This is a genomic window from Chryseomicrobium imtechense, from assembly GCF_041475995.1.
GTDB classification, from domain to species: domain Bacteria; phylum Bacillota; class Bacilli; order Bacillales_A; family Planococcaceae; genus Chryseomicrobium; species Chryseomicrobium aureum.
Window position 1 is genome coordinate 39,733 of sequence record NZ_JBGOBM010000006.1, and the last position, 23,086, is coordinate 62,818.

Genomic DNA, 23,086 nt, shown 5'->3' on the forward strand with positions numbered 1-23,086 from the left:
TTTCTGAAACGACCTAGGCTCTAGGTCGTTTTCTAATAAAGTGAGGAGTGGACGGTATGGTTAGACAATGGAAACGCGTTTGGGAAGCACGTAAATGGATGAAACAAAATGAAGGATTTTTGCCAACTTGGCATGCTTATTTGGGGTACCGTCTAAATTTCTTTGATGAACTCCAGCAGAATGGTGCTGTCGGTGCACAAGTCAAAGACCGTGAACTTCTAGAAAACTGGGTGCAAACGGGCTTGATTCTTGGTCACTTGAAGAAAAAAGGCGACAAGATCTATCCAAGCACGCAAATGAAGAATTATTTCACAAAATCAAGTGAAGTAGCAATCGGTGACTTACTCGTTGAAATGATGGAGTTACATATTCCTTCGTTAATGGATTATGCACCTGTGCTAAAAGGAGAGACACCTCGCCGCACGTTTGATGGAGATGAGCACGGCACAGCTGTGGCAACCACATCTTCCTTCATTGAACAAATCAGTTACCGTGCTGTAAAAAAAGTTGTTTCTGAAATTGGTTGCGAAACCATTTTAGATATCGGCTGTGGAAATGCAGGATACATCCGACGTCTCGCAGAAGAATTTCCACATAAAGAGTTTGTAGGCATCGATTTAAATAAAGCAGTTGTAGAAGATGCTAAAAAGAACACACAAAGCCTGACAAACGTACGTATCGAACAGCAAGACCTTCGTGAATGGGACAATGAAGGCAAAACGTTTAGTTGCATCATGATGCACAATCTCCTTCACTATTTCTCTCCAGTAGAGCGTATGGAATTGATGAAAAATATTGAAGGTCTTCTAGACAAAGATGGCGGCATCTCTTTGATTACTCCACTTTATTTATCCGATCATGGCCAGGAGTTTTCGGCAGCGTTTAATAATTTCTTATCCGTCCATAAAAATCTGCATCGTCTGCCAACTGCTGAAGATGTAGAAGTTTTAGCTGCTGCTATTGGTCGCAAAGTCACGAGCTTGAAGCCGATTGTGAAAGAAGGCGGATGGTACTCGATCGTAATCAAATAGTCATAGATGAGGAGAACGTTTTCATCACTTATTATGTTGAGTTCCGTTGCGGGGCTGCTTTCCGAGGGCGCGGCGTGAGCCTAAGGAGAAGCACTTTAATCATTCAAATTCTACTGGAAATGATTGCGTAAGAACAAACTAAGAAGAATCGCGCAGGGGCCGCTCGAATTGAGCGGCCCCTGTCCTTTTCATTTTTAATTTGGTCTTGAAAGCAATCGTTGGAAGTAGAATTGAATTGTTAAATAGCACTACTAAAAAGCAGCATGCCTCTTCTACTTGAGAGGCATGCTGCTTCTGTTTTTTAGTGACCACACTTATAAAAGTTTTGTCTCAAGTTGATCTAAAATCGATTTTGGGAACACAGCACGGACCGTCATCAACGGATCGACCATTTGGCACACTTCCACATTCCCAACCGCACTCATCAACATCAAAGCATCCTCAAATGACAAGTTTGAATACGCAACTAAACGATTCACCAATAAGTCAGTCGCCAGCTTTGCCGCTTCATCCAGTGTCTCAGCTGAAGCGATTTGCGTGAAGTAGCGCCCATTTTCTAAAATCGGTTGTTCGATTGTCATACCTTTTATAACTTCAAACTTTACTGTTACAGATCCGGCGACTTCCACACCCGATACAGAAACTTCTCCGTCCCCCATCGCTGCATGCAAATCTCCTAAAGCAAATAAAGCACCCGGTGTATGGACTGGAAAATAGAGTGTTGCTCCCTCAGTGACCATCTTGTTATCCATGTTCCCACCATGTGCTCCAGGTGTCCCACAGTTTACATCTTCCCCTGCTGGTGCGACCCCAATGACACCAATCATTTTTCGCACCGGCAAGCTCAACTGATTGAACAATACACGCCCATACCGCACATGCATCACTTTTGCTTTCATTTCTTCTACCTGTTCACCAAGCGCACCTAGACCAGGCCCTACCATCATGACACCCTTCACATCTGTTTCAATGGCCAAGATAGTAACCTTTAAAGCATCTCCAGGCTGAGCACCTTCTACATAAATGGGACCTGTTGCGGGATTGATTTGATCCCAGTCCAGTTCTGCAAGAGGCTGTTTCTCCGATTTGATTTGATCTGTAAAGCAATCAAATGTTTCAATCGTCAAGCTCTCTCCATCTTGTGCCGTATAAATCGGAGTATGATTTTTAGAAAACGAATAAATTTTCCCTTCCGTCTTTGCAATCACTTTCATGAATCGAATCGCCTCCAAGTTGTCTTTTATAACTCATCATACGTGAGCGGAATATCTTGGCTACGAATGAGAGAATTTAGTTTCCCTTGTGCTTGCGTCACAAAACGCGTTTCATTGACCTCTGTTGATGCTCCATCGTTGAAGCGGAATGTGTACCAAGATGGATCTTCTGATTCGGGCGGACGAACATGGTAGATGACTTCTTCAACATCCTGCCACCCATATACTTGAAGCTCTTGTTGGAAAGGGGCCCGGTACACAATTTCTTCCTCTGTGACTTGAAAATACCCTAATGCAGCTCCATAAAAACAATAAAGTGATGCGCTGAGTAGTAGAATTGACGTCAGCACCGTCCACTTCTTCACATCTAAAATCCACAAGAGTAGTGGCGCGGCTACTAGTAATCCAACGGCAACTCCATATAGTAGATAACTTGATGGATACACATAGGTAAACAATCCATTACGCACATAATAAGCAGTTTCTGTAACGACCACTGGCGCAATCAACCAAATAATAGGAGAAAAAAGTAGCATACTAATGGCAATCGCCATAAAGACATGTCGAGCACTATAATTTTTCATAAAATCCTCCTGTTTTCCCGTTTAGAATAAAAGTTAGTAGGGTATAAAAGTACTATTTCCTGTTCAAAAAATGAAAGGAGACAACACTATGATTGAATTAAAAGATGTCACAAAAACGTTCCCGGATGGGACAAAGGCATTAGACACGATTACTGTGACAATCCCCGAAGGTAGCTTAACTGTCATTATCGGGCCAAGTGGATGCGGGAAAACTACGCTGATGAAATGCATTAATCAATTGGAAAAACCCTCATCAGGAACCATATCTATACATAATAAACCTATCTCTAGTATACCTGAGGTTGAACTTAGACGCGATATCGGATATGTCATTCAGCGGATTGGCCTCTTCCCCCACATGACGATTGAGAAAAATGCGAGTTTAGTCCCTCAACTAAAAAAATGGCCAAAAGAGAAAGCACAGGAACGTGTTCGAGAGCTAATGAATCTTGTTGGCTTGAACCCAGATACATATTTAAAACGCTATCCGCTTGAGCTTTCAGGTGGACAACAACAACGAATTGGTTTTGTACGCGCATTGGCGGCTGACCCTTCTATTCTTTTAATGGATGAACCTTTTAGTGCACTTGACCCGATCAGTCGCGAACAGCTGCAAGATGAGTTGATTTCTCTTCAGAAGAAAATCCAAAAAACCATCGTGTTTGTGACCCATGATATGGATGAAGCATTGAAAGTGGCCGACCATATCATCTTGATGCGAAATGGGAAAATCGAGCAAATGGGATCACCGGATGAAATTATTCAAGCCCCTGCGAATGAATTCGTAACGCAGTTCATTGGTCTAGAACGTTTGCAAAAAAATCGTTCTTGGTTGGACGTACCACTCCATGCTTTAGAGTTAACTTATCAGAAAGAACTTGATCCATCGATTCGTTCTTTCCGTATTAGCAATAAGGCGACAGTTCGAGAAGCTATTTCTCAATTTGAAAAACATCAGGTGAGTCATCTTATGGTAGCCAACGGAAATGAACTTGTTGGATTTATCGACCACTTTGCACTTCTACAGTCTGCTACAAATCAGGAGGTGGGCGCATGAATACACTCACAGAGTTTTGGCAGACCATCGATTCGCGAAGTGATTTAATATGGGATTCATTTGTACAACACATGTATTTATCATTTGTTGCTTTGTTTATAGGATTACTGATTGCTTTACCGCTCGGGATTTTAGTTGCCCGCTATCAACGTTTGGCTGAACCTATCATTGGCGTAACGGCAGTTTTCCAGACGATTCCGAGTCTAGCGCTTTTCGGATTTTTAGTACCTCTAATCGGCATTGGTTCCAACACGGCTTTAATCGCTTTAACGATTTACGCCCTCTTACCAATCGTTCGGAACACTTACACTGGTATTACCGGCATTGATTCTTCAATCATTGAAGCCGGAACCGGGATGGGAATGACAAAAGGAGACATCCTTTGGCGGATTCAATTACCACTTGCCCTTCCTTTCATTATGGCGGGAATTCGGACAGCCACAGTGTTAACGGTCGGGATTGCGACACTAGGTACGTTTGTTGGAGCCGGTGGACTTGGAGATGTAATCTACCGAGGACTTCAATCGTATAACAATTCATTGGTACTTGCAGGAGCTCTTCCTGTTGCATTTATAGCATTATTTTTTGACTTCACATTGAAGTGGGTAGAAAAACGCAGTACACCAAAAGGGATGAAACGATAACGAGGAGGAAATAAAAATGAAGACATGGAAAAAAGGAATGGTTGCAGTAACCAGCACGGCTGCACTAGTATTAGCGGGATGTGGTGGCGATTCATCAGGTGGAGACGGCGATAATGAAATCGTTGTCGGAGGCAAACCTTGGACAGAGCAGTTCATCTTACCTCAAATTATTGGTCAATACTTAGAAGCCAATTCTGATTATGATATTAAATATCAAGAAGGACTTGGGGAAGTATCGATCCTAACACCAGCAATTGATAATGGAGATATCGATATTTATGTCGAGTATACAGGAACAGGTTTAAAGGATGTATTAGGACTTGATTCTGAGGTTGGAGAAAGCGCAGAAGATGTTTTCAATCGTGTAAAAGAAGGCTATGAAGAAGAGTTCAATGTAACATGGTTAGAACCACTCGGCTTCGAAAACACATATACACTGGCTTACACAGAGGACAGCGGCATTTCGGCGATGACGTATAGCGATTTAGCTGAATTGTCCAAATCACAAGATTTAGTATTTGGAGCACCGCACTCGTTCTATGAGCGTCAAGGTGACGGCTATGATGATTTAACGTCGACATATGGTTTTGAATTCTCAGGCACTGAAAGTTTAGATGCCAACATTATGTATGAAGCATTGCGTAATGGCGACGTGGATGTCATTCCTGCCTTCACAACAGATGGCCGTATCGAGCGTTTTAACCTTCAAATGACGGAAGATGATATAGGCTTCTTCCCGAAATACGATGCAGCTCCACTTGTTCGTATGGAAACACTTGAACAATTCCCTGATCTTGAAGAGTTGATGAATGCGTTAGCAGGTAGCATTTCTGAAGAGGAAATGATTGCTATGAATGCTCGCGTAGATATTGATGGCGATCGCGCAGAAGATGTAGCACGTGACTTCTTGATTGAAAAAGGTTTAATAGAAGAATAAGTTTGATAAAGAAAATTTCGACTTCGAATGGAATCGAGTTGCCGCTTCAGATTTAAAATTAGTTTCCATAACATGACTGAGGGCACAGAAATGAGTTTCGATGGCACAGAAATGCTCGCTCGGGGAACAAACCTACTCCCGCAGGGTACAAAAATAGCCGCTCAGGGCACAAACCCCAAGCGGCGTTCTTATTTTGTTTCGACTTCGAATAGAACCGAGCTGCGTTCTCCACATCTAAACCTTAGAAGAACATTCCTGCCACAGAAGCGCTTAGTAGTGAAGCAAGCGTACCTGCTGCTACTGCGCGAATTCCTAGACGAGCGATATCCGGACGACGGTTTGGTGCAAGTTCTCCAAGACCACCGAGTAAGATTGCCATCGAGCTCAAGTTTGCAAATCCACAAAGTGCAAAGCTGACTACAAGAACTGTCTTAGGAGACAAGTTTGGAATTTCTGGTGCGAATGCAGAATAGGCTACGAATTCATTTAGAACTAGCTTTTGCCCAATGAATGAACCCGCTTGTACAGCCTCAGCCCACGGAACACCGATAACAAACGCAAGTGGAGCAAAAATCCAACCTAAGATTTTTTCAAGTGTAAGAACTGGAAGTTGGAAATCCAAATTCACAAAGTTTAATAGCCAGTTCATACCGCCTGTTGCGCCACCTAACAAACCATTGATCAATGCAATCAATGCGATGAACGCAATCAACATTGCCCCAACATTAAGAGCTAAACGAAGTCCATCACTTGCTCCGTTTGCCGCAGCGTCAATGACGTTAACTGAATTTGTGTCTTTTTCCATTTCAAAGTTTGTATCGTCAACTTCTTCTGTTTCAGGAATCATCATTTTGGCCATGATCAGACCTGCTGGTGCAGCCATGAAACTCGCTGCTAGAAGGTATTCTAAAGGAACACCAAGTAATGCATACCCGACAAGTACAGAACCTGCAACGGATGCAAGTCCTCCAGTCATTACCGCAAACAACTCAGATTTCGTCATTTTCGATAAGAATGGTCGAACGACAAGCGGTGCTTCTGTCTGCCCAACGAAAATGTTCGCTGCTGCAGAAACCGATTCCGCTTTACTAGTACCTAATAGTTTAGATAATGCGCCACCAATAAATTTAATGATGATTTGCATGACGCCAAGGTAGTAAAGAACAGAGATTAAAGAAGAGAAGAAAATAATGATCACAAGAACTTGGAAAGCAAAGACGAAACCTACGCCGTCTACTGGATCTCCAAGAGGACCAAATACAAAGGCAATCCCTTCATTTGCGTAGCTAATCATATTTTGAACAGCATTCGTTAAACCTAATAACGCTTTACGACCAAATTCCCATTCTAATACGATGAATGCAAAGAGAATTTGAATCGCTAAACCACCTAAAATTGTACGTGGTTTAATGGATTTCTTTGCTGAAGACAGTAAAAATGCAATTCCAAGGACGACAACAATACCTGCAAGACCCCAGAGAATATTCAACATGTGCACCTTCTTTTCGTTTAGTGTGTAAGAAAGGAAAACGCTTTCTTACATGAGTCACCCCTTGAAGATGTCTGACGACAGACAACTATCGGCATCTTATCAAACTTTTCACGAAAAGTAAATGAAAAGCTCTCTCACTCGCCGAATTCTATCTATTGTCTTATTTTCACATGTTCCCTATCTTTTTGCCATTAATAAGTACACAAAGTACGGTGCACCAATGAGTGCAACGATTACACCTGCTGGGATATTCCCGCTATCGAGTACTGTGCGTCCAATAGTATCAGCGACTAATAAAAATAGACCTCCGATTAATAGACTAATCGGCAAAAATAATTGATGCCGTGGACCTACAAGTTGACGAGCAATATGAGGAGCCATCAGTCCTACGAATGAGATTCCACCAGTCACCGAGACCGCTGACGCAGCAAGAGCAACGGCAATGACACTCAAGGTCATACGTTCACGTTCAATTGGCAGTCCAAGCCCTATCGCCACTTGTTCACCTAAACCTAAAATATTTAACCTGTAGGCTTTTATAAGAGCAATCGGTATGAGCACAATCATCCATGGAAGAAGCGATACAACGAATGGCCAATCTGTTCCCCATATATCTCCTGCCAACCAGCGGGCAATAAAATCAACTTTTTCCCGGTCTGCTGAAGATATCAATAACACCATTAAACCCGACAGCGCCATCGAGAATCCAACACCTACTAACACGAGACGCACGGGTTGAACGCCGAGTATACGGTCGTATGAAAAGAAGTAAATCGCAGCAGCTGTTAAAAAGGCTCCTAAAAATGCGATGACGGGCAATGCGTAAACAAATACGCCCACTTCAAGCGGGAAAAATAAGAAGTATATAGCTACGGCAACCCCAGCTCCAGAGTTGATCCCGATAATTCCTGGGTCCGCCAAGTCATTTCGCGTGATTCCCTGCAATAATGCACCTGATAATGCCAATGCCATTCCCGCAAGGAGTGTGACTAAAATACGTGGCAAGCGAATATCAAAGAACACAAACTCTTCTTTAAAGGAACCATTCCCTGACAAGATGGCACCGATTCGGTCATACGATACTGCCGCATCACCAAGACCTAAACTTACAAAGATTGTCGTGAGAATAGCTAAGGCAAATCCACCAAGGTAATACTTTTGTCGTTTTCTAGCCTTTGCATCAATCATCGGAAAGCACCTCCTCCTTTACGAACTAAGAACAGGAAGAAAGGCAAGCCTAAAATAGCTACGACCGATGCAACAGGTGTTTCATAGGGTGCATTGATGGTTCGGGCAACCGTGTCTGCAAAAAGCATGAAGAGAGCTCCGACGACCAATGACATCGGCAACACAAACCGATAATCTGTACCTACAATTGGGCGTACTAAGTGTGGCACCATCAAACCAAAGAACGCTAAATTCCCCACAAGCGCTACAGCTGAACCTGTTAACATCACAACAAGTAAAAACATGATGATTTTCACACGCAGCGTCTTTTGCCCAAGACCTACTGCCACTTCCTCACTTAGACTTAGAATTGTCAAATGACGTGAGTACAGGATAGACACAAGCCCTCCTACTACCACGAACGGCACCATGATGCCTACTTGTGTCCATGTTGTACCAATCATGCCTCCTGCTGTCCACATCGAAACCTGTTGTGAAAGTTTGAAATAGATTCCGACCCCTTCAGCAATCGCATAAAGGAAAGCGGAAATCGCAGCACCTGCAAGTACAATGCGAATTGTCGAAAATCCTTCTGGGTGAAACGAACTCAATCCAAAGACGAGAGCAGCTCCAACAGCGGCTCCTATGAAACAAGCAATCATTACTCCGATATAAGGCAATGATGGAAACAGCGCTAGTCCTACAGCAAGTGCCGCATTAGCTCCCGCTGTGAGACCTAATAGGCCTGGATCAGCGAGCGGATTACGTGTCATCCCTTGAATAATTGCCCCGGAAACGCCAAGAGCCGCGCCAACGAGGGCAGCGGCTACTTCACGTGGAATACGAATTTCTTGAAGGATCACAGCAGCACTGGTCAATTCACCGATACCAAAAGCCGCTAAGACGTCTTTGAATGAAGTGTTCGCTGCACCTACCACGATGGCGAGTACAAATGCAGCAATCAGAACGACAATACTGATTGACAGTTTATAACGAAACGGGTAGTTTTGTAGCTTCCACTTCCACATATTATTCTCCTAAAAATCCGTCTTCAAATGTATCCAATTGGAAATCTAATGTAATCGGGTCATTGAAGTAGAATGCTTTTGAGTCTACTTCGATTACACGGCCCTCTTTCACAGCTGGAATGTTTTTAAATGTTTCTGTTTCTGCAAACGAGTTGTCCGCTTCTGCACTGCGACTCCAAACAATGTAGTCTGCTGCGTATTCTGGGAGTACTTCTGTTGATAACGCATAGTAGCCATCGCTAAGGGCCATTTCTTGCACTTTTTCTGTCATACCAAGCCCCATTGCTTGATATAAGATTTCTGTTCCACGGCCCCAGTTATCGCCGAATACGTACAACTGTTTATCAAAGCTTTCGATAACTGAAACGGTTGTATCTTCTCCGATTTCAGTTTTGATCTGTTCTCCAATTTCTTTTGCGCGTGCATTGAAGTCATCTACCCATGCTTGTGCTTCTTCTTCTTTGTTTAACAATTTACCAATTTCAACGTGTTGTGTTAAGTAGTCCACCTGGCCGTATGTATACGTGACGACTGGTGCAATTTCACTCAACTTATCTACATTTTTCATATCCGATAGACCAATGATTAAATCTGGGTCAAGCTCAATAATTTTTTCTAAGTCCTCATCTGTTACAACTTCCACATCTGCAAGCTCTTCTTGGAAGTTCGGGTTGTCTTTCGCCCATGAGTCAACACCAACAAGTGGGACATCCAGTGCCATCACGTTCCCTGCAAAGGATGCTAGAGAGATAACGCGTTGTGGATTTGCTGGTACTTCAACTGGTCCGTTTTCAGATTCATATGTGATGGTGCCCGATTCTTCTGTTTCTTCTCCTGCCCCTGATTCAGTAGTGGGATCGCCACATGCAGCAAGAACGAGAACAGATGCTAGTATAAGTAAAAATGCATAGATTTTTTTCATATTAATTTTCTCCTCTGATTAAGTTGTAGGTGATACAAATGGGTTTTTGTGTGCGTGGATCTGTACCGATTTCCGCATCGATATTGAATAACTCCCGTAACACGTCTTTGCGAATGACCTCTTCAGAAGTTCCAGCCGTCTTGATCTGGCCAAATTTCATTCCGATGATGTAGTCTGCAAAACGAGCTGCGTGATTGAGGTCATGGAGAACCATAACGATTGTGCGCTTTTCTTCTTGATTTAGCTTTTGCAGCAGTTCAAGAATTTCTAATTGGTGAGCCATGTCGAGATAGGTCGTCGGCTCATCAAGAAAAATCATGTCCGTCTCTTGTGCGAGCGCCATCGCAATCCATACACGCTGTCGCTGTCCACCTGACAAAGAATCGACGGGATGCGTTTCAAAGAATTTGGTCCCTGTCACTTCAAGTGCCCAATCAATAATTTCAAAATCTCGTTTCGTCAGTTTCCCAAAGCGTGATTGGTGTGGGAAACGGCCATAGGAGACGAGTTCTTTGACGGTTAATGCCCCCGCACTGTCCGGCGTTTGAGGAAGCACCGCAATCTTTCGAGCAAGAGACTTGGTGTCTTCTTTTGCAATCAGCTCGCCATCAAGAACGACTGCTCCTTGCTGATGCGGAATGATACGAGTCATCGCTTTCAGTACTGTAGACTTCCCGCAGCCATTTGAGCCAATGATAACGGTAACTTTCTCATCTGGAATCTCTACAGAGAGTTTTTCGACAATGGTTCGGTCCCCATATTTAATTTGTAAGTCTTGTGCATGCAATCGCACCACTGGCCACACTCCCGCTGATAAAGATTCTCAATTTCATTTACAAACCTACTTTAATACGCTACAATCGAGATGTCAACTAATAAATGATAACTTTTCTCAATAAGAATGGGGCGGATGACATGAGAGAGCTATTTGATATAACGATTATTGGAGCAGGTCCAGCCGGCTTGTATTCTACTTTTTATAGTGGTTTGCGCGGTATGAAAACAAAACTGATAGATGCACAGGACGTTCTTGGCGGAAAGTTGAACGTATATATGGAGAAGATGGTGTGGGATGTTGGGGGTCAGCCTCCACTCCCTGCTGCGAAATTAATTGAGCAGTTAGTGACGCAAGCAAAAACCTTCGATCCGACAATTTCCTTGGGTACCAAAGTAACGCACTTGGAGCGCTTAGAGGATGAGAGCTTTGTTGTACATACTGCTACTGGAGAGAAACATTACTCGAAAACCGTTGTACTCGCTCTTGGAAGTGGTATTTTAAAGCCTCAAAAGTTAGCAATCGAAGGCGCAGACCGGTTCGAAGTGGCGAACCTCCATTACGTCGTGAAGTCTCTTGGTCAATTCAAAGACCGGCATGTCGTCATTTCGGGGGGCGGGAATGCAGCCATCGATTGGGCAAACGAACTGGCTCCTCTTGCTGCTTCTGTGACCGTTGTCTACCGGAAAGAAGCATTCACAGGTGCACATGAAGCACAGATTGATCAATTGATGAGAAGCGGTGCGAACTGTTTGTTTAATACAACGATTTGTAAGCTAGTAGCGGATCAGGAAGGTCATGCTATTGAGTGCGTGGAAGTGAAAGATGAAGTGACCGGCGAAATCTCTACGCTTCCGGTCGATGAAGTGATTATCAATCACGGCTATGAGATTGATGCAGAACTTTTGAAGAACAGCACATTTGATTTCGAACTAGACGAGTATTCACGGGTCATTGGTTCTGATTCAAGCGAAACATCGGTTCCGGGAATTTTTGCAGCCGGTGATATCTTGATCCATAGCAGTAAAGTGAATTTAATTGCAGGGTGCTTCCACGATGCGGCAAATGCAGTAAATCGCGCGAAGCTCTACATTGAACCCACTGCGGAGAAAGTTGCGATGGTTTCTTCTCACAATGATGTGTTCAAGGAGCGAAATAAGGAGCTTCAGTATTCTAGTTGATTGGTGCCTGTCACTATTTGGAAACCACTTCCATTTGGTGCCTGTCACCCTTAAAAAGCTGTCGGCTTCAATCTGAACGAACATTCATCGGATGAATACGTAATTTCTTCTGCACTAATCAGGATTTCTTCTACTGAAACTGATTTTTCTTCTACACTAAACGTGATTTATTCTACCGAAGTCATATTATGGAAACTAATACAAAACTCAGACCTGATTTCCTAAGGACCTTACTAGTAAGATCTTATGACTCTTACAATCGACAAGAGGAGGTAGTGAGTTCCTGACCATGTGCAATTTTTTTGATTTGCTGCTGGACATTTAGATGTTGAAGACGCATTATCGAAACTAAAGTTTAGTGTAGTGGAGGGGCTGACTCCAGTGGGATTCCAGTCTGCCGTGAGATCCCGCAGGAGCATGCGACGAGGAAGCTCACGCAGCGCCCTCGGAAAGCAGCCCCACAACGGAACTCAACTTTTCTAGAGCAGCGTTCTCCACATCTACATGGAATCGAGTTGCGCCTCCTAGAAATCCCGCAAAATGCCATCGCGGTCTATGAAGCAAAGAGCGCTTCACAGTCCACGCTGGCATTTCGCACAATTTCTGACCAGTCGGCTCCACATCTAAAAAATCATCCAAACTCTTTTTGATGCTTCTTCTTCCGCTTCAAATAATCCTCATCTTCCCGCAATTTGTCCCAATACTCTTTAAAAATTGCAGCAGATTCTGCTTTTTCATCGTTGATTTGACGCTCTTTGATAGACCCGTCTTCATTGTATTTCCTTCCACCTTTATAATTCGCATAGCGCCTCGCTCGTGTGTACCCCATCTGAATAAACTTGCGCGCCATGTCCATCCCAACAAAGTCATCTTTTTTTCTATAGTCTTCAAATAGCTCCATAATTTCTTCAGCAGACTTTTTGGCGATGTCTGGTGTTTTAAAGCGCCAGTGTGGCAGTATCTCGGATTTGTATGGCTCCACTAGTAAGACGCCTTGTTCACCTCTTCCAACCCGGTAGAGTTCCGGCTGTTTGCGAAAATCAATTACTTCAAAATCTAAGTCATAATCAAAGGGCATCGCATTTCGCTCCTTTTCTCTTTTCTTTAGTAGTCACTACCCTAAAAAAAGATGCATGAAAACAAAAACGAACTTTAGAGTGTTTAAGCCCTTACTAGCAAGACCTTAAGTATCAAAAAGCACTTTCTAGTAAAACCATTACACTCATTTCTCACAAAACAAAAAACCACAACCTGCACACAGGTTGTGGTTCCAGACAATTAGCTACCCATTTTGCGACGCGTCGTACTCACTTTTTTACCCGCTTGTTGCGATTGCATTTTCTTACCGCCAGCATCTCCAGCGTGGTTTGCTTGGCCTTGTTGTTGCTTATTCTTCTTCGCTTCAAGTTGTGCTGCGACAGCTTCTTTCAAAGACATTTTTTTCGGTTGCTCTGACATCCTGTCATCCCCTTCCATTCATGTAGTCTGAACGTATCACGGGAGCCAGTGTGCTGTCAAAGTTATTCGGCAAGATCAAGAGAAATATATTTGATTTCCAAGAACTCATCCATTCCATAATGACCACCTTCACGGCCAATTCCACTTTGCTTGAATCCGCCAAATGGAGCTTGTGGAGAAGATGGAATGCCATCATTTAAGCCAACGATGCCATATTCCAAGTTTTCAGCGATATAGATGCCTGTGTTGATTGATGATGTATAGACATAGGCAGCTAAACCGAAATCCGTATCGTTCGCACGCTCAATTGCTTCGTCCACATCTTTAAATGTAGTAATCGGAAGGAGAGGTCCAAATGTCTCTTCGTTCATACATAGCATATCGTCTGTTGCATTCATAAGTACTGTAGGTTCAAAGAACAAACCTTCTTTAATTTCTCCACCCGTTAATACTTTTGCACCTTTGTCTTTCGCATCTTGAACATGCTTCTCCACTTTTTCAATAGCGTCTTCATTGATGAGTGGACCCACTTTGACGCCTTCTTCTAAACCATTTCCGACTTTCAATTGCTTGGACTTTTCTGCTAAAGCTTGTGCAAATTTATCGGCGATTTTCTCATGCACATATACACGGTTGATACAGACACATGTTTGCCCCGCATTGCGATACTTTGCTGCCATAACATGTTCAACGGCTTTATCAAAGTTTGCATCATCCATGACGATTGACGGTGCATGGCCACCTAGTTCAAGTGATATTTTTTTGACCGTCTCTGCAGCACCTTTCATGAGCTCTTTCCCCACTTCAGTAGAACCCGTGAACGTCAATTTACGCACGCGCATATCTTGCATCCACTCTTCTCCGATGGCTTTCGAGTCTCCAGTCACTACGTTAACGACGCCATCTGGAATCCCCGCTTCTTTTGCCAGTTGTACCATGCGGATTGCAGTGAGTGGTGTTAAGTTGGCTGGTTTGATAACGACTGTACAACCACTTGCAATGGCTGGACCTACTTTACGTGTGATCATGGCTGCAGGGAAGTTCCATGGCGTGATAACGGCTACGACACCTACTGGTTGTTTGTGTACAAAGAGACGCTTATTCGCAGTTGTGGCAGGGATTGTTTCACCATAAATACGCTTCCCTTCCTCTGCATACCATTTGAAGAATCCATTAGCGTATTTCACTTCACCCTTGGCTTCTTCCAAAGGCTTCCCTTGTTCACGTGTCATCAGTTCGCCAAGTTCGTCTGTATGTTCATCCATCAGACGTGCCCATTCTGCTAACTTTTCAGTACGTTCGTAGGCGGATAGCTTCGACCACGTTTTGAACGCTTCAAAAGCCGCGTCTGTTGCTTGACGTGCTTCCGTCTTTCCACCTTTAGGGACAGTTCCGACGACCTCACCTGTTGCTGGATTTGTGACCTCTTGTTGTTCTAAGTCTTGGCCTGTCTCTTTTCCATCTATAATTAGTGAATAGTTCATCGTTCCACTCCTTTTTTATGTTGGTTCTGTAAGTTTACCACTGTAAGCAGCACGGTAAACGTTACGAATATCCTCTTCATGAAGTGGAAGTGGACTTCTCGCGAGAATCCGTTTTTGTTTGACCCCATCTTGCGTCAAAGATTCAATGGCGGATTCCGGAATATCAAACTCTTGCAATGTATGCGGAATTCCAACGTCTTTTACGAGTCGTACGAGTTCGTCCACACAAGCATACGAGGCTTCTTCATCACTCATTAGCGCGGCATTGCCGCCTAATGCTTCGAAAATATCACGCATCCGCTTCTCTGACGACTTCCGGATATAGTTCATGACGTATGGAAGCAAGACCGCATTCGATTCTCCGTGTGGAATGTGGAACTGACCACCAAGTGGATACGCAAGTGCGTGGACACCCGCGACCCCTGCATTGAAGAATGCTAGCCCTGCGATGTAACTGCCGTGACTCATCGCTGTGCGCGCCTTTTTGTTTTCTCCATCATGCACCGCTCTACGAATTGAGCGGCTCATCAACCGGATCGCGTGTAGTGCTAGTGCATCGGACGTAGGAGAAGCGTTGACAGATACGTAGGCTTCAATAGCGTGCGTTAAGGCATCGACACCTGTAGCTGCAGTGACGCGAGGCGGGACTGTGACGGTTAGTGCTGGATCAACTATAGCGACATCAGCAATCAATGCTTCGTGAGCAATTACGTCTTTTGAAGAATCAAGAGACAATACTGAAATATTCGTGACCTCTGAACCTGTGCCAGCCGTTGTTGGAATTAAAATTTTCGGTAGTCCTTTTTCGGTGATGGAACGAGTCGCTGTCAGATTTAAGTAATCTGCAACGTCACCTTCATTCTTCGCAAGGACTGCAGCGAGCTTCGCTAAGTCCAGTGCACTGCCTCCACCAAAACCTACGACTAGGTCGAAGTTTCCTTCTCGAGTGAACTTCACGAGTCGTTCTCCAAGAGCAAGAGGTGGTTCAGGTTCAACATCAGTAGAAACTTCGACTTCCCACCCTTTTTCACGAAGTGGTTCTGTTGCACGTGCTGTCAATCCGAGTTTTGCGAGCATAGGGTCTGTGATGACCAAAATTCGTTTTGGATTGAATTTCTCGACCTGTGGAACAAGTTCTTCAAGTGATCCCCAACCTGTGAAACTAAGTGGTGCAAATACCAACTGCGAATAACTCATCCAATCTCTCCTTACTCGTAGTAACCTTCTGTGGATTTTCTAAAATTAGCAAATTGATTGGCATCATGGCCGAACCACACTTGTGAATTGGTTTCTTTTGCTAACTTGCGAATCCGTTCAACAGTCGCATTGTAGCCAACCGAATCATAGAGTATACCCGGTGGTTTGACAGGTGGGCCAAAGCTCTCTGCGGTGTAAATGGCATCGGATGCTAAAATGATGCCACCCGTTTCCGGCATATCAATGCGGAGGCCGAGCATTCCCCAAGCATGACCGCTTCCGAAGTTCAGCACTTCTACTCCCGGAAGTAATTGTAAACGGTCTTCGGAACGTTTGATTGTATTCCATTGGAGATTGTTTTTGATCCACGCATCAATATCTCCCCATACATAGGCACCTTCTTTTTGATTGCGCGCGTATGTTTGAAGTGTGCCGTTAAACTCGTCTTCATGCACGATAATTTGTGCATTTGTAAACAGTTCTAGACATCCAGCGTGGTCCAAATGAAGATGGGATGCGACCACGTATTTGATATCTTTTGGGTGTACTCCAAGTTCTCCTAAACGATTGTGTAAGTAGCAGGCTTCCGGCATATCAATTGGAAACATTTGTTGCGTCGCTTGACCCCAGCGTCCTTCAGGTCCCATCGAGTTTGGGTTACAAGCGGTATCAAATAGTATTTTTCCTTCGGGGTGATCAATCAGTACGGTGTAGACAGGGAATTCAACAAACTCAGTGGGTGCAGTAGGATTCGTAATCGTTGCCGGGTTGTGCATCGCAATCATCCAGTTCTTGTCCATGCGCATCCGGCCATTGTCCATTACATATAACTTTTTTTGCGGTTGAATAATATGTGCCACTCTGATTTCCTCCTTTTTATCCCGTGAAAGAAGCAACAAACGGTTCTACTTGATAGTGCTCGATAGCCCCACCCCCTTAAAATGGTTACGTATTCATTTTACTGAAAGCGATTTCATTATGTGGTATCGCTTTTGTTGTAAGTTGTTGTCGTTCCACGCTCAATCAATTGAACTGGCAATGTTTTTTGAATCCACCTTGTTTGTGTTTTTTCCATTAATTGAAACAACGCTTCAATGCCAAGCTCTCCTAGATTGCTGGTGGACTGCGCAGAGACTGTCGTTAAATTGAAAGATGCATGTCGGCTCCATGTCACATTGTCGATACCCATCACACTAATATCTTCTGGAATTCGGTAGCCAAGCTCTTGCAACACATCCAACGCATAAATCGCAATGGAATCTGTCGCAGCAAATAGTGCACTCGGTCTCTCCGATTGCTCAAGCAGTTGCAATATCCGTTCACGAATTGCTTCCGCGCTCGTATCCGTCTCCACTATCCATTTTTCGTTGGGGACGTATCCATTCTCTATCATCATTTGTTGGAACCCTTTTAATCGGCCGGCAAACGTGCTCATTGTGAGCGGTCCCCCTATCCAGGCAATGTTTGTATGTCCGAGTGCTAGCAAATGTTCGGCGCCAAGCCTACCCGCCTGTTCATTGTCAATTTCAATATAATGACTCTCTTCATGCGGTTTCCGATTAAAATAGACAAATGGTACATTGAATCGAGATAATCTCGAATGTATCGGATCATCTAAATAAATAGACGATAAGATCATGCCATCCACTTTGGATTGGGCGAGACTCTCAAATACTCTTTCATTACTTCCAAAGTCTTCAAAGTGAACAGCTACTTGATACCCACGCTGTCTCGCAAATCGGATAATGGCTGTGACAGAATCCGCGAAAAATGGATTATGTAGAGGGCCAGATACAAGAGCAATAGATTTTGTAGAATTGCTGACAAGGGATCGTGCGATTGAATTCGGATGATAATTCAGTGCTTCAATTGCCTCAATTACTTTTTTACGAGTCTTTTCTTTCACTGATTCCGGTGTATTTAAAACACGTGAAACGGTCGTTTGAGAAACACCAGCAAACTTCGCCACATCTTTTGAAGAAACCATGTTTTTCTCCCCCATCAAATTACCGCCATCATAATCTATTCACGCTTTCATTGTCAAGAATTTTCAGATAATAAAAAGAGCATACATAAGTATGCCCTTGAAACTCATTGCTTTATAACTTTCGGTTTTCGCCGCATCTGCTGCAATAAGAACAAAAATACTCCAGCGAGAACAAGGACTCCACCAACCAGTTGCCAACCTGTTAAACGTTCTCCTAGAAGCCAAACAGCAAGTAATGTAGCCCCAACCGGTTCTCCGAGGATACTCATCGAAATCGTTGTAGCGTTGACATAGTTCAATAACCAGTTGTTGATCATATGCGAAATTGTCGGTACAACCGCCAGCAGAACAAAAATTCCCCACTCTTGACCAGAATATCCCGTAAACTGTACACCGGCAATCAAGTTATACAAAACCAGTGCAATCCCTGCAAACCCAAAAACGGAAAAACTATAAATCCAGTGTGAGACTTTTTTTACTGCACTCTGCCCAATCAGCAAATATCCAACGACTGCGATGACACTTAAGAAGGAAAGAATATCTCCTAAAATCGCAGCAGAACTGAGTCCGAAATCTCCCCATCCAATCATTACGGCTCCCACGACTGCAACTCCCATCGTGACCAAGGCTGCTCGCGTCGTCCGTTCACGGAACACAATAAATCCACCAATCAATGACACAATCGGTTGTAGAGCAAGAATGATAGTCGAACTTGCCACGGTAGTCAGTTTCAACGAACCGAACCATAACGCAAAATGAAGGGCGAGAAACACGCCAGAAAACGCGAGAAGTCGCCATTCTCTAGCTGTTACGTGTTTGAATTCAGCACGTCGCACCCAAACAACCGGAAGCAAAAACAAAGTCGCAAGCAACATTCGGTACATACTCAAAATCGTTGCAGGTGCATCCGACCATTTTACGAAAATGGCAGCGAATGAAATCGCCACGATTGAAATAAACAGAGGAAAAATAATCTTAGGTGAAGATTCTTGTGCCAACTCGTACACGTCCTAACCAAATAAAATAGTAGATACATAAATGACAACCGTGACCGTCAACGCGCTCACAATTGTTGAAAATAATACCGTCTGTGCTGCTGTATCCGCATCCACATCATATTCTAATGCCAGGCTAGCGCTATTACGAGATGTCGGAAACGCACTTGCAATCAGTAACGACTGCGCAATTACACCGTCTAGCCCTAGAGCAAGAATCAAACAGAAGGCAATGACTGGTCCCATGAATAACCGGAAAAAGCTGCTGAGAAAGACTGTCTTATTGATGATCGACTTCACTTCGATGGTCGATAATTGAGCACCGAGTGTAATCAAAGCAACCGCAACAAACCCATCTGCTACATAATCAATTGGAATTCGAATGGGTGCAGGTATGGGGAGTGCGAAAATATTTAAAAGTGCACCTAAAACAAGTGCTAACACAATCGGCATCTTTAGCACTTCTTTTACAATGGCAGCACCGGATTTTGTAGTAGAAATCAAATTATAGAGTCCATATGTATAAGTAGTGATATTTTGCAAAATAACCATAATAACTTGAATAGCTACACCTACAGGATTGGCCACAAACAAAAGTTGCGCAACCGGTAATCCGTAATTTCCAGAGTTAATCAGTACAATACTATTTTTAAATACTGCACTTTCTTCCCGTGGCAATTCCAGCAATTTGGCCCCAAGCGACCCAAGAGCCATTTGAGACAAAATAAAAAGTACGATAAAAACGATAACTTGCGACAAAACAGAAAGTGAAATCACTGTTTCATATAAATTAATGAATACAGCTGCCGGCATAAAACAATAGGTCACAAGATGCGACAAAGCTTTTAAACGGAATTTAAATTTCACTTGTAAGAGTGCACCTAATCCAAGCAAGATAAGGATTGGGACGATGATTTGAAAGAATAGCAATGTAAAATACGCCATAACTCGCTCCCCCCCTCTGCTTTCATACTAGACCTCTTTTTGAATTCTGCCAACATTCTTTTTTCGTAAAACGAAGCGTTTCAGTTCGCTATTTTATTTTTGAGTCCGTATAATAGGTGAGTACTGAAAAGAAAGTGAGAAAAAAAGATGACAAAAGATCAAAAGAAAAAATTAGCAATTTTGATGCTCAACATGTTCATTGCCGTCGGAAGCTTTGGATTGATCCTTCCGATTTTACCTGAATACCTTCGTGAACTAGGTGAAGGAGGCACTGCAGCCGGGATGATTATCGCCTTGTTTGCAGGTGCTCAATTGATTTTCTCGCCAATCGGCGGACGTTGGACGGACCAATATGGTCGTCGCAAAATGATTATTCTCGGCCTCTTTGGTTTAGGATTCTCTATGTTATTGTTCTACCTCGCACCAAGTATTCTATTTGTGTACATATCCCGCTTCATTGGTGGGGTAGGAGCCGCGTTCTGTATCCCTGCAATTTTCGCGTACGTAGCGGATATCACAACGATGGATCAACGTGCAAAAGGCAACAGCTTTATCTCTGCCTCGATGTCTTTAGGTATCGTTGTAGGTCCTGGTATTGGTGGATTTTTAGCGGAATATGGAACAAAGACACCGCTATTAGTTTCTGCAATCGTCGGACTACTGGCGGTTGTAATTTCCTACTTCACTTTGCAAGAAAGTCAACCAGAAGGCGACGTGATGACGCGTCCACAGTCTTCTTTACTGGATGACGTGCTGCAATCTCCTAAAAAGCCGTACTTCATTCCACTGATTATTATTATGGTGATGAGCTTCGGTCTGATTGCGTATGAAACGGTCTTAGGTTTGTATGTCGATGCGGCGTTTGGTGCGACTGCCCAACAAATTGCTTGGATGATTACAGCCACAGGAGCTGTCAGTGTTGTCATTCAATTATTTGTTGTCGACTATTTGGTACGACGTTTCGGAGAGCCTGTGCTATTGATCGTCTTCTTAGCAATCGCGGCTCTTGGTTTCTTCCTATCCCTTATCGCGACGAGTTTTGCGATGTTCTTCGGAATTACGTTACTTGTATTCCTAGCAACGTCTCTACTTCGTCCAGTCTTGACGACGATGATTTCTAAGATGGCTGGAAAAGAGCAAGGCCTTGCGATGGGTCTGAACAACTCGTATATGAGTATCGGGAATATTTTAGGACCGCTACTTGCAGGCGCTGTGTATGATATTGACATGAAGTATCCCTTCATGCTCGGTTTGGTCGTGTTGCTTGCAACGTTGATGTTATCGATTAGTTGGAAGCGCAAGGCTTCCCTACCAACTGCATCCTCTTAATCGTTTCATTCAACCGTAGATTCATTGATTCGGTGTATAATCAATCCAAAGATAGTAGTTTTCTCATACGAAAGGGCTGGTGTCGCGATATGCCGTTTGAAGGACAAAAAATTTTACCTGCTATCCAATCTATGAAAGACTTTGACAAAATGCTGACCTATTCTTTTCGTTACGGTGTGTTTTTGAATTTACATGTAGGGATGTTAAAAAGCGCTTTCGATTATGCAAGGTCTAAAAACAAAAAAATGTTTCTTCATATGGATTTGATTCAGGGCTTGTCAAACGATGAATTTGCGACTGAGTATGTGTGTCAAGTGATCAAACCATACGGAATTATCTCAACAAAAAGTAGTGTTATCAAAAAAGCTAGGCAACTGAATGTCAAGGCTATCCATCGTACCTTTGTTATTGACTCAAATGCTTTAGATCGAAGCGTTCAATTGATTAATAAATCAGATCCTGATTATATTGAACTTTTACCAGGTGTTGTTCCTAAAGTAATTGAACGTGTAGGGATTACAACTGGTAAACCTATAATCGCAGGTGGCTTAATCGAAACAGAGCAAGAAGTTGAAGAAGCACTCCGAGCTGGCGCCATTGCGATCACGACCTCTTCTATTGCTTTATGGACGGCCTTCTCTTGAAAACAGAATAGTATGGCTACACGTTGACACCGCTTTCATTGTTTGATATGTTAGTCACAAGTTAATATTCAGTGTAGAGAATCAAGAGACCCACTGGTGCTTCCACAATTCATGAATTGTGGAACCTATCTATGGGTCTTTTTATTTTATAAAAACCAACATTTACCAAGAGAGGGAGCAATGTATATGAGTGAATTTTTGGCAGAATTAATCGGTACAGCTATTTTGATTATCTTTGGAGCAGGGGTTTGTGCAAATGTAAATTTAAACAAATCGTTTGCACGGAATAGTGGATGGATCGTCATCTCGTTTGGATGGGGTCTTGGAGTCGCTATGGCAATTTATGCAGTCGGACAATTTAGTGGAGCTCATTTAAATCCTGCAGTAACACTTGGATTAGCCTTTAACGGAGATTTCGCTTGGGCGAAAATCCCATTATATATCTCGGCTCAAATGATTGGCGCTTTCATAGGTGCAACAATTGTATGGCTACACTTTTTACCGCATTGGAAAGCGACAGAAGATCCGGCAACCAAGTTGGGAGTATTCTCAACTAGCCCTGCCATCCCTCACTATTTCTCCAATGTATTAAGTGAACTCATTGGTACTTTTGTGTTAGTTCTTAGCATTTTAGCAATTGGGGCAAATGAATTTACAGAAGGCTTGAATCCATTTATTGTGGGGATGCTCATAGTAGCATTAGGACTTTCTTTAGGTGGAACGACTGGGTATGCCATCAATCCAGCTCGTGACCTTGGACCGAGAATTGCTCACTTTCTCTTACCGATTGCAGGCAAAGGAAAATCAAATTGGGGATACGCTTGGGTTCCTGTATTAGGTCCAGTCCTCGGAGGGTCATTGGCAGGAGTATTTTACAAGGCGTTCTTTACAAATGACGTCACAATTTGGTTCTGGATTGTTTTAGGTACAACAGTCCTTTGCTTACTGGCTTTATTAGTAGTAGACAAAAGAGAATCTCAAGCTGAAAAAAACAAAAAATTATTTGCTTAGAGGA

At 43.3% G+C, this 23,086-nt stretch carries 23 protein-coding genes; 8 read left to right on the top strand and 15 right to left on the bottom strand.

Features of this window, described 5'->3' with window-relative positions; translation table 11 throughout:
- Positions 1 to 56 precede the first annotated feature (56 nt).
- Entirely contained in the window at positions 57 to 1,031 is a 975-nt protein-coding gene (locus AB5N96_RS07395) for a class I SAM-dependent methyltransferase (RefSeq protein WP_499705117.1), read from the top strand.
- 314 nt (positions 1,032 to 1,345) lie between these two features.
- Here AB5N96_RS07395 and AB5N96_RS07400 read toward each other — a convergent pair whose 3' ends face one another.
- Both AB5N96_RS07400 and AB5N96_RS07405 read right to left on the bottom strand, forming a co-directional pair.
- On the bottom strand, positions 1,346 to 2,245 hold the full coding sequence (locus AB5N96_RS07400) for an acetamidase/formamidase family protein (protein ID WP_499705118.1): 900 nt from the start codon (positions 2,243 to 2,245) through the stop codon (positions 1,346 to 1,348).
- Between the two features lie 26 nt (positions 2,246 to 2,271).
- Entirely contained in the window at positions 2,272 to 2,829 is a 558-nt protein-coding gene (locus tag AB5N96_RS07405) for a hypothetical protein (protein ID WP_204589534.1), read from the bottom strand.
- 88 nt (positions 2,830 to 2,917) lie between these two features.
- On the opposite strand from AB5N96_RS07405, the gene AB5N96_RS07410 reads away from it, so the two are divergent.
- From AB5N96_RS07410 to AB5N96_RS07420, 3 genes are read left to right on the top strand one after another with little or no spacing between them, the layout of a single operon-like run.
- Complete coding sequence (locus AB5N96_RS07410; protein WP_204589533.1) at positions 2,918 to 3,886, top strand: ABC transporter ATP-binding protein; 969 nt, start codon at positions 2,918 to 2,920, stop codon at positions 3,884 to 3,886.
- Positions 3,883 to 4,530, top strand: coding sequence for an ABC transporter permease (locus AB5N96_RS07415; RefSeq protein WP_204589532.1), 648 nt, complete (start codon positions 3,883 to 3,885; stop codon positions 4,528 to 4,530). Before AB5N96_RS07410 ends, AB5N96_RS07415 begins: the two co-directional genes overlap by 4 nt.
- 16 nt (positions 4,531 to 4,546) lie before the next feature.
- A complete protein-coding gene (locus tag AB5N96_RS07420) occupies positions 4,547 to 5,467 on the top strand; it encodes a glycine betaine ABC transporter substrate-binding protein (RefSeq protein ID WP_499705119.1) in 921 nt (306 codons plus the stop codon).
- A 241-nt stretch (positions 5,468 to 5,708) separates the two neighbouring features.
- Here AB5N96_RS07420 and AB5N96_RS07425 read toward each other — a convergent pair whose 3' ends face one another.
- The 5 genes from AB5N96_RS07425 to AB5N96_RS07445 form a co-directional block, all read right to left on the bottom strand.
- Positions 5,709 to 6,956, bottom strand: a complete 1,248-nt coding sequence (locus AB5N96_RS07425) for a NupC/NupG family nucleoside CNT transporter (RefSeq protein ID WP_204589581.1) — start codon at positions 6,954 to 6,956, stop codon at positions 5,709 to 5,711.
- Between the two features lie 180 nt (positions 6,957 to 7,136).
- Positions 7,137 to 8,147, bottom strand: coding sequence for a FecCD family ABC transporter permease (locus AB5N96_RS07430; protein ID WP_204589530.1), 1,011 nt, complete (start codon positions 8,145 to 8,147; stop codon positions 7,137 to 7,139).
- On the bottom strand, positions 8,144 to 9,154 hold the full coding sequence (locus AB5N96_RS07435; protein ID WP_499705120.1) for a FecCD family ABC transporter permease: 1,011 nt from the start codon (positions 9,152 to 9,154) through the stop codon (positions 8,144 to 8,146). Before AB5N96_RS07435 ends, AB5N96_RS07430 begins: the two co-directional genes overlap by 4 nt.
- A 1-nt stretch (position 9,155) precedes the next feature.
- Entirely contained in the window at positions 9,156 to 10,076 is a 921-nt protein-coding gene (locus AB5N96_RS07440) for an iron-hydroxamate ABC transporter substrate-binding protein (protein WP_204589528.1), read from the bottom strand.
- A 1-nt stretch (position 10,077) separates the two neighbouring features.
- Positions 10,078 to 10,872 carry an ATP-binding cassette domain-containing protein gene (locus AB5N96_RS07445; RefSeq protein ID WP_204589527.1) on the bottom strand — a complete coding sequence of 265 codons (795 nt, stop codon included), beginning with the start codon at positions 10,870 to 10,872 and terminating at the stop codon, positions 10,078 to 10,080.
- A 119-nt stretch (positions 10,873 to 10,991) separates the two neighbouring features.
- On the opposite strand from AB5N96_RS07445, the gene AB5N96_RS07450 reads away from it, so the two are divergent.
- Positions 10,992 to 12,032: an NAD(P)/FAD-dependent oxidoreductase gene (locus tag AB5N96_RS07450; protein ID WP_204589526.1), complete on the top strand. Its 1,041-nt coding sequence runs from the start codon at positions 10,992 to 10,994 to the stop codon at positions 12,030 to 12,032.
- 631 nt (positions 12,033 to 12,663) lie between these two features.
- Here the strand turns inward: AB5N96_RS07450 and AB5N96_RS07455 are convergent.
- The 8 genes from AB5N96_RS07455 to AB5N96_RS07490 form a co-directional block, all read right to left on the bottom strand.
- Positions 12,664 to 13,110: a DUF4385 domain-containing protein gene (locus tag AB5N96_RS07455; protein WP_499705121.1), complete on the bottom strand. Its 447-nt coding sequence runs from the start codon at positions 13,108 to 13,110 to the stop codon at positions 12,664 to 12,666.
- 200 nt (positions 13,111 to 13,310) lie between these two features.
- On the bottom strand, positions 13,311 to 13,490 hold the full coding sequence (locus AB5N96_RS07460; protein WP_239584818.1) for a hypothetical protein: 180 nt from the start codon (positions 13,488 to 13,490) through the stop codon (positions 13,311 to 13,313).
- Positions 13,491 to 13,552: 62 nt separating this feature from the next.
- Complete coding sequence (locus AB5N96_RS07465; protein ID WP_499705122.1) at positions 13,553 to 14,974, bottom strand: NAD-dependent succinate-semialdehyde dehydrogenase; 1,422 nt, start codon at positions 14,972 to 14,974, stop codon at positions 13,553 to 13,555.
- 15 nt (positions 14,975 to 14,989) lie between these two features.
- Positions 14,990 to 16,171, bottom strand: a complete 1,182-nt coding sequence (locus AB5N96_RS07470; RefSeq protein WP_499705123.1) for an iron-containing alcohol dehydrogenase — start codon at positions 16,169 to 16,171, stop codon at positions 14,990 to 14,992.
- An 11-nt stretch (positions 16,172 to 16,182) separates the two neighbouring features.
- Positions 16,183 to 17,031 (bottom strand): AhlS family quorum-quenching N-acyl homoserine lactonase, encoded by an 849-nt coding sequence (gene ahlS / locus AB5N96_RS07475; RefSeq protein ID WP_204589521.1) that lies wholly within the window; start codon positions 17,029 to 17,031, stop codon positions 16,183 to 16,185.
- 116 nt (positions 17,032 to 17,147) lie between these two features.
- Positions 17,148 to 18,158 carry a LacI family DNA-binding transcriptional regulator gene (locus AB5N96_RS07480; RefSeq protein ID WP_499705124.1) on the bottom strand — a complete coding sequence of 337 codons (1,011 nt, stop codon included), beginning with the start codon at positions 18,156 to 18,158 and terminating at the stop codon, positions 17,148 to 17,150.
- A 104-nt stretch (positions 18,159 to 18,262) separates the two neighbouring features.
- A complete protein-coding gene (locus tag AB5N96_RS07485) occupies positions 18,263 to 19,156 on the bottom strand; it encodes a DMT family transporter (RefSeq protein WP_239584817.1) in 894 nt (297 codons plus the stop codon).
- 12 nt (positions 19,157 to 19,168) lie between these two features.
- Positions 19,169 to 20,098 carry an AEC family transporter gene (locus tag AB5N96_RS07490; RefSeq protein WP_499705125.1) on the bottom strand — a complete coding sequence of 310 codons (930 nt, stop codon included), beginning with the start codon at positions 20,096 to 20,098 and terminating at the stop codon, positions 19,169 to 19,171.
- A gap of 147 nt (positions 20,099 to 20,245) precedes the next feature.
- Between AB5N96_RS07490 and AB5N96_RS07495 the strand changes: the two genes are divergently transcribed.
- The 3 genes from AB5N96_RS07495 (at position 20,246) to AB5N96_RS07505 (ending at position 23,082) form a co-directional block, all read left to right on the top strand.
- A complete protein-coding gene (locus tag AB5N96_RS07495) occupies positions 20,246 to 21,427 on the top strand; it encodes an MFS transporter (protein ID WP_204589517.1) in 1,182 nt (393 codons plus the stop codon).
- Between the two features lie 89 nt (positions 21,428 to 21,516).
- Positions 21,517 to 22,071: a glycerol-3-phosphate responsive antiterminator gene (locus AB5N96_RS07500; RefSeq protein WP_204589516.1), complete on the top strand. Its 555-nt coding sequence runs from the start codon at positions 21,517 to 21,519 to the stop codon at positions 22,069 to 22,071.
- 186 nt (positions 22,072 to 22,257) lie between these two features.
- Positions 22,258 to 23,082 carry an MIP/aquaporin family protein gene (locus tag AB5N96_RS07505; protein ID WP_499705126.1) on the top strand — a complete coding sequence of 275 codons (825 nt, stop codon included), beginning with the start codon at positions 22,258 to 22,260 and terminating at the stop codon, positions 23,080 to 23,082.
- The last annotated feature ends 4 nt before the right edge of the window (positions 23,083 to 23,086 follow it).

Coding starts and splice junctions, on each gene's coding strand:
- AB5N96_RS07495 (WP_204589517.1), top strand. CDS start 20,246: ATGACAAAAGATCAAAAGAAAAAATTAGCAATTTTGATGCTCAACATG.
- AB5N96_RS07405 (WP_204589534.1), bottom strand. CDS start 2,829: ATGAAAAATTATAGTGCTCGACATGTCTTTATGGCGATTGCCATTAGT.
- AB5N96_RS07460 (WP_239584818.1), bottom strand. CDS start 13,490: ATGTCAGAGCAACCGAAAAAAATGTCTTTGAAAGAAGCTGTCGCAGCA.
- AB5N96_RS07430 (WP_204589530.1), bottom strand. CDS start 8,147: ATGATTGATGCAAAGGCTAGAAAACGACAAAAGTATTACCTTGGTGGA.
- AB5N96_RS07455 (WP_499705121.1), bottom strand. CDS start 13,110: ATGCCCTTTGATTATGACTTAGATTTTGAAGTAATTGATTTTCGCAAA.
- AB5N96_RS07410 (WP_204589533.1), top strand. CDS start 2,918: ATGATTGAATTAAAAGATGTCACAAAAACGTTCCCGGATGGGACAAAG.
- AB5N96_RS07400 (WP_499705118.1), bottom strand. CDS start 2,245: ATGAAAGTGATTGCAAAGACGGAAGGGAAAATTTATTCGTTTTCTAAA.
- AB5N96_RS07450 (WP_204589526.1), top strand. CDS start 10,992: ATGAGAGAGCTATTTGATATAACGATTATTGGAGCAGGTCCAGCCGGC.
- AB5N96_RS07395 (WP_499705117.1), top strand. CDS start 57: ATGGTTAGACAATGGAAACGCGTTTGGGAAGCACGTAAATGGATGAAA.
- AB5N96_RS07500 (WP_204589516.1), top strand. CDS start 21,517: ATGCCGTTTGAAGGACAAAAAATTTTACCTGCTATCCAATCTATGAAA.
- AB5N96_RS07490 (WP_499705125.1), bottom strand. CDS start 20,098: ATGGCGTATTTTACATTGCTATTCTTTCAAATCATCGTCCCAATCCTT.
- AB5N96_RS07505 (WP_499705126.1), top strand. CDS start 22,258: ATGAGTGAATTTTTGGCAGAATTAATCGGTACAGCTATTTTGATTATC.
- AB5N96_RS07420 (WP_499705119.1), top strand. CDS start 4,547: ATGAAGACATGGAAAAAAGGAATGGTTGCAGTAACCAGCACGGCTGCA.
- AB5N96_RS07480 (WP_499705124.1), bottom strand. CDS start 18,158: ATGGTTTCTTCAAAAGATGTGGCGAAGTTTGCTGGTGTTTCTCAAACG.
- AB5N96_RS07440 (WP_204589528.1), bottom strand. CDS start 10,076: ATGAAAAAAATCTATGCATTTTTACTTATACTAGCATCTGTTCTCGTT.
- AB5N96_RS07435 (WP_499705120.1), bottom strand. CDS start 9,154: ATGTGGAAGTGGAAGCTACAAAACTACCCGTTTCGTTATAAACTGTCA.
- AB5N96_RS07470 (WP_499705123.1), bottom strand. CDS start 16,171: ATGAGTTATTCGCAGTTGGTATTTGCACCACTTAGTTTCACAGGTTGG.
- AB5N96_RS07415 (WP_204589532.1), top strand. CDS start 3,883: ATGAATACACTCACAGAGTTTTGGCAGACCATCGATTCGCGAAGTGAT.
- AB5N96_RS07465 (WP_499705122.1), bottom strand. CDS start 14,974: ATGAACTATTCACTAATTATAGATGGAAAAGAGACAGGCCAAGACTTA.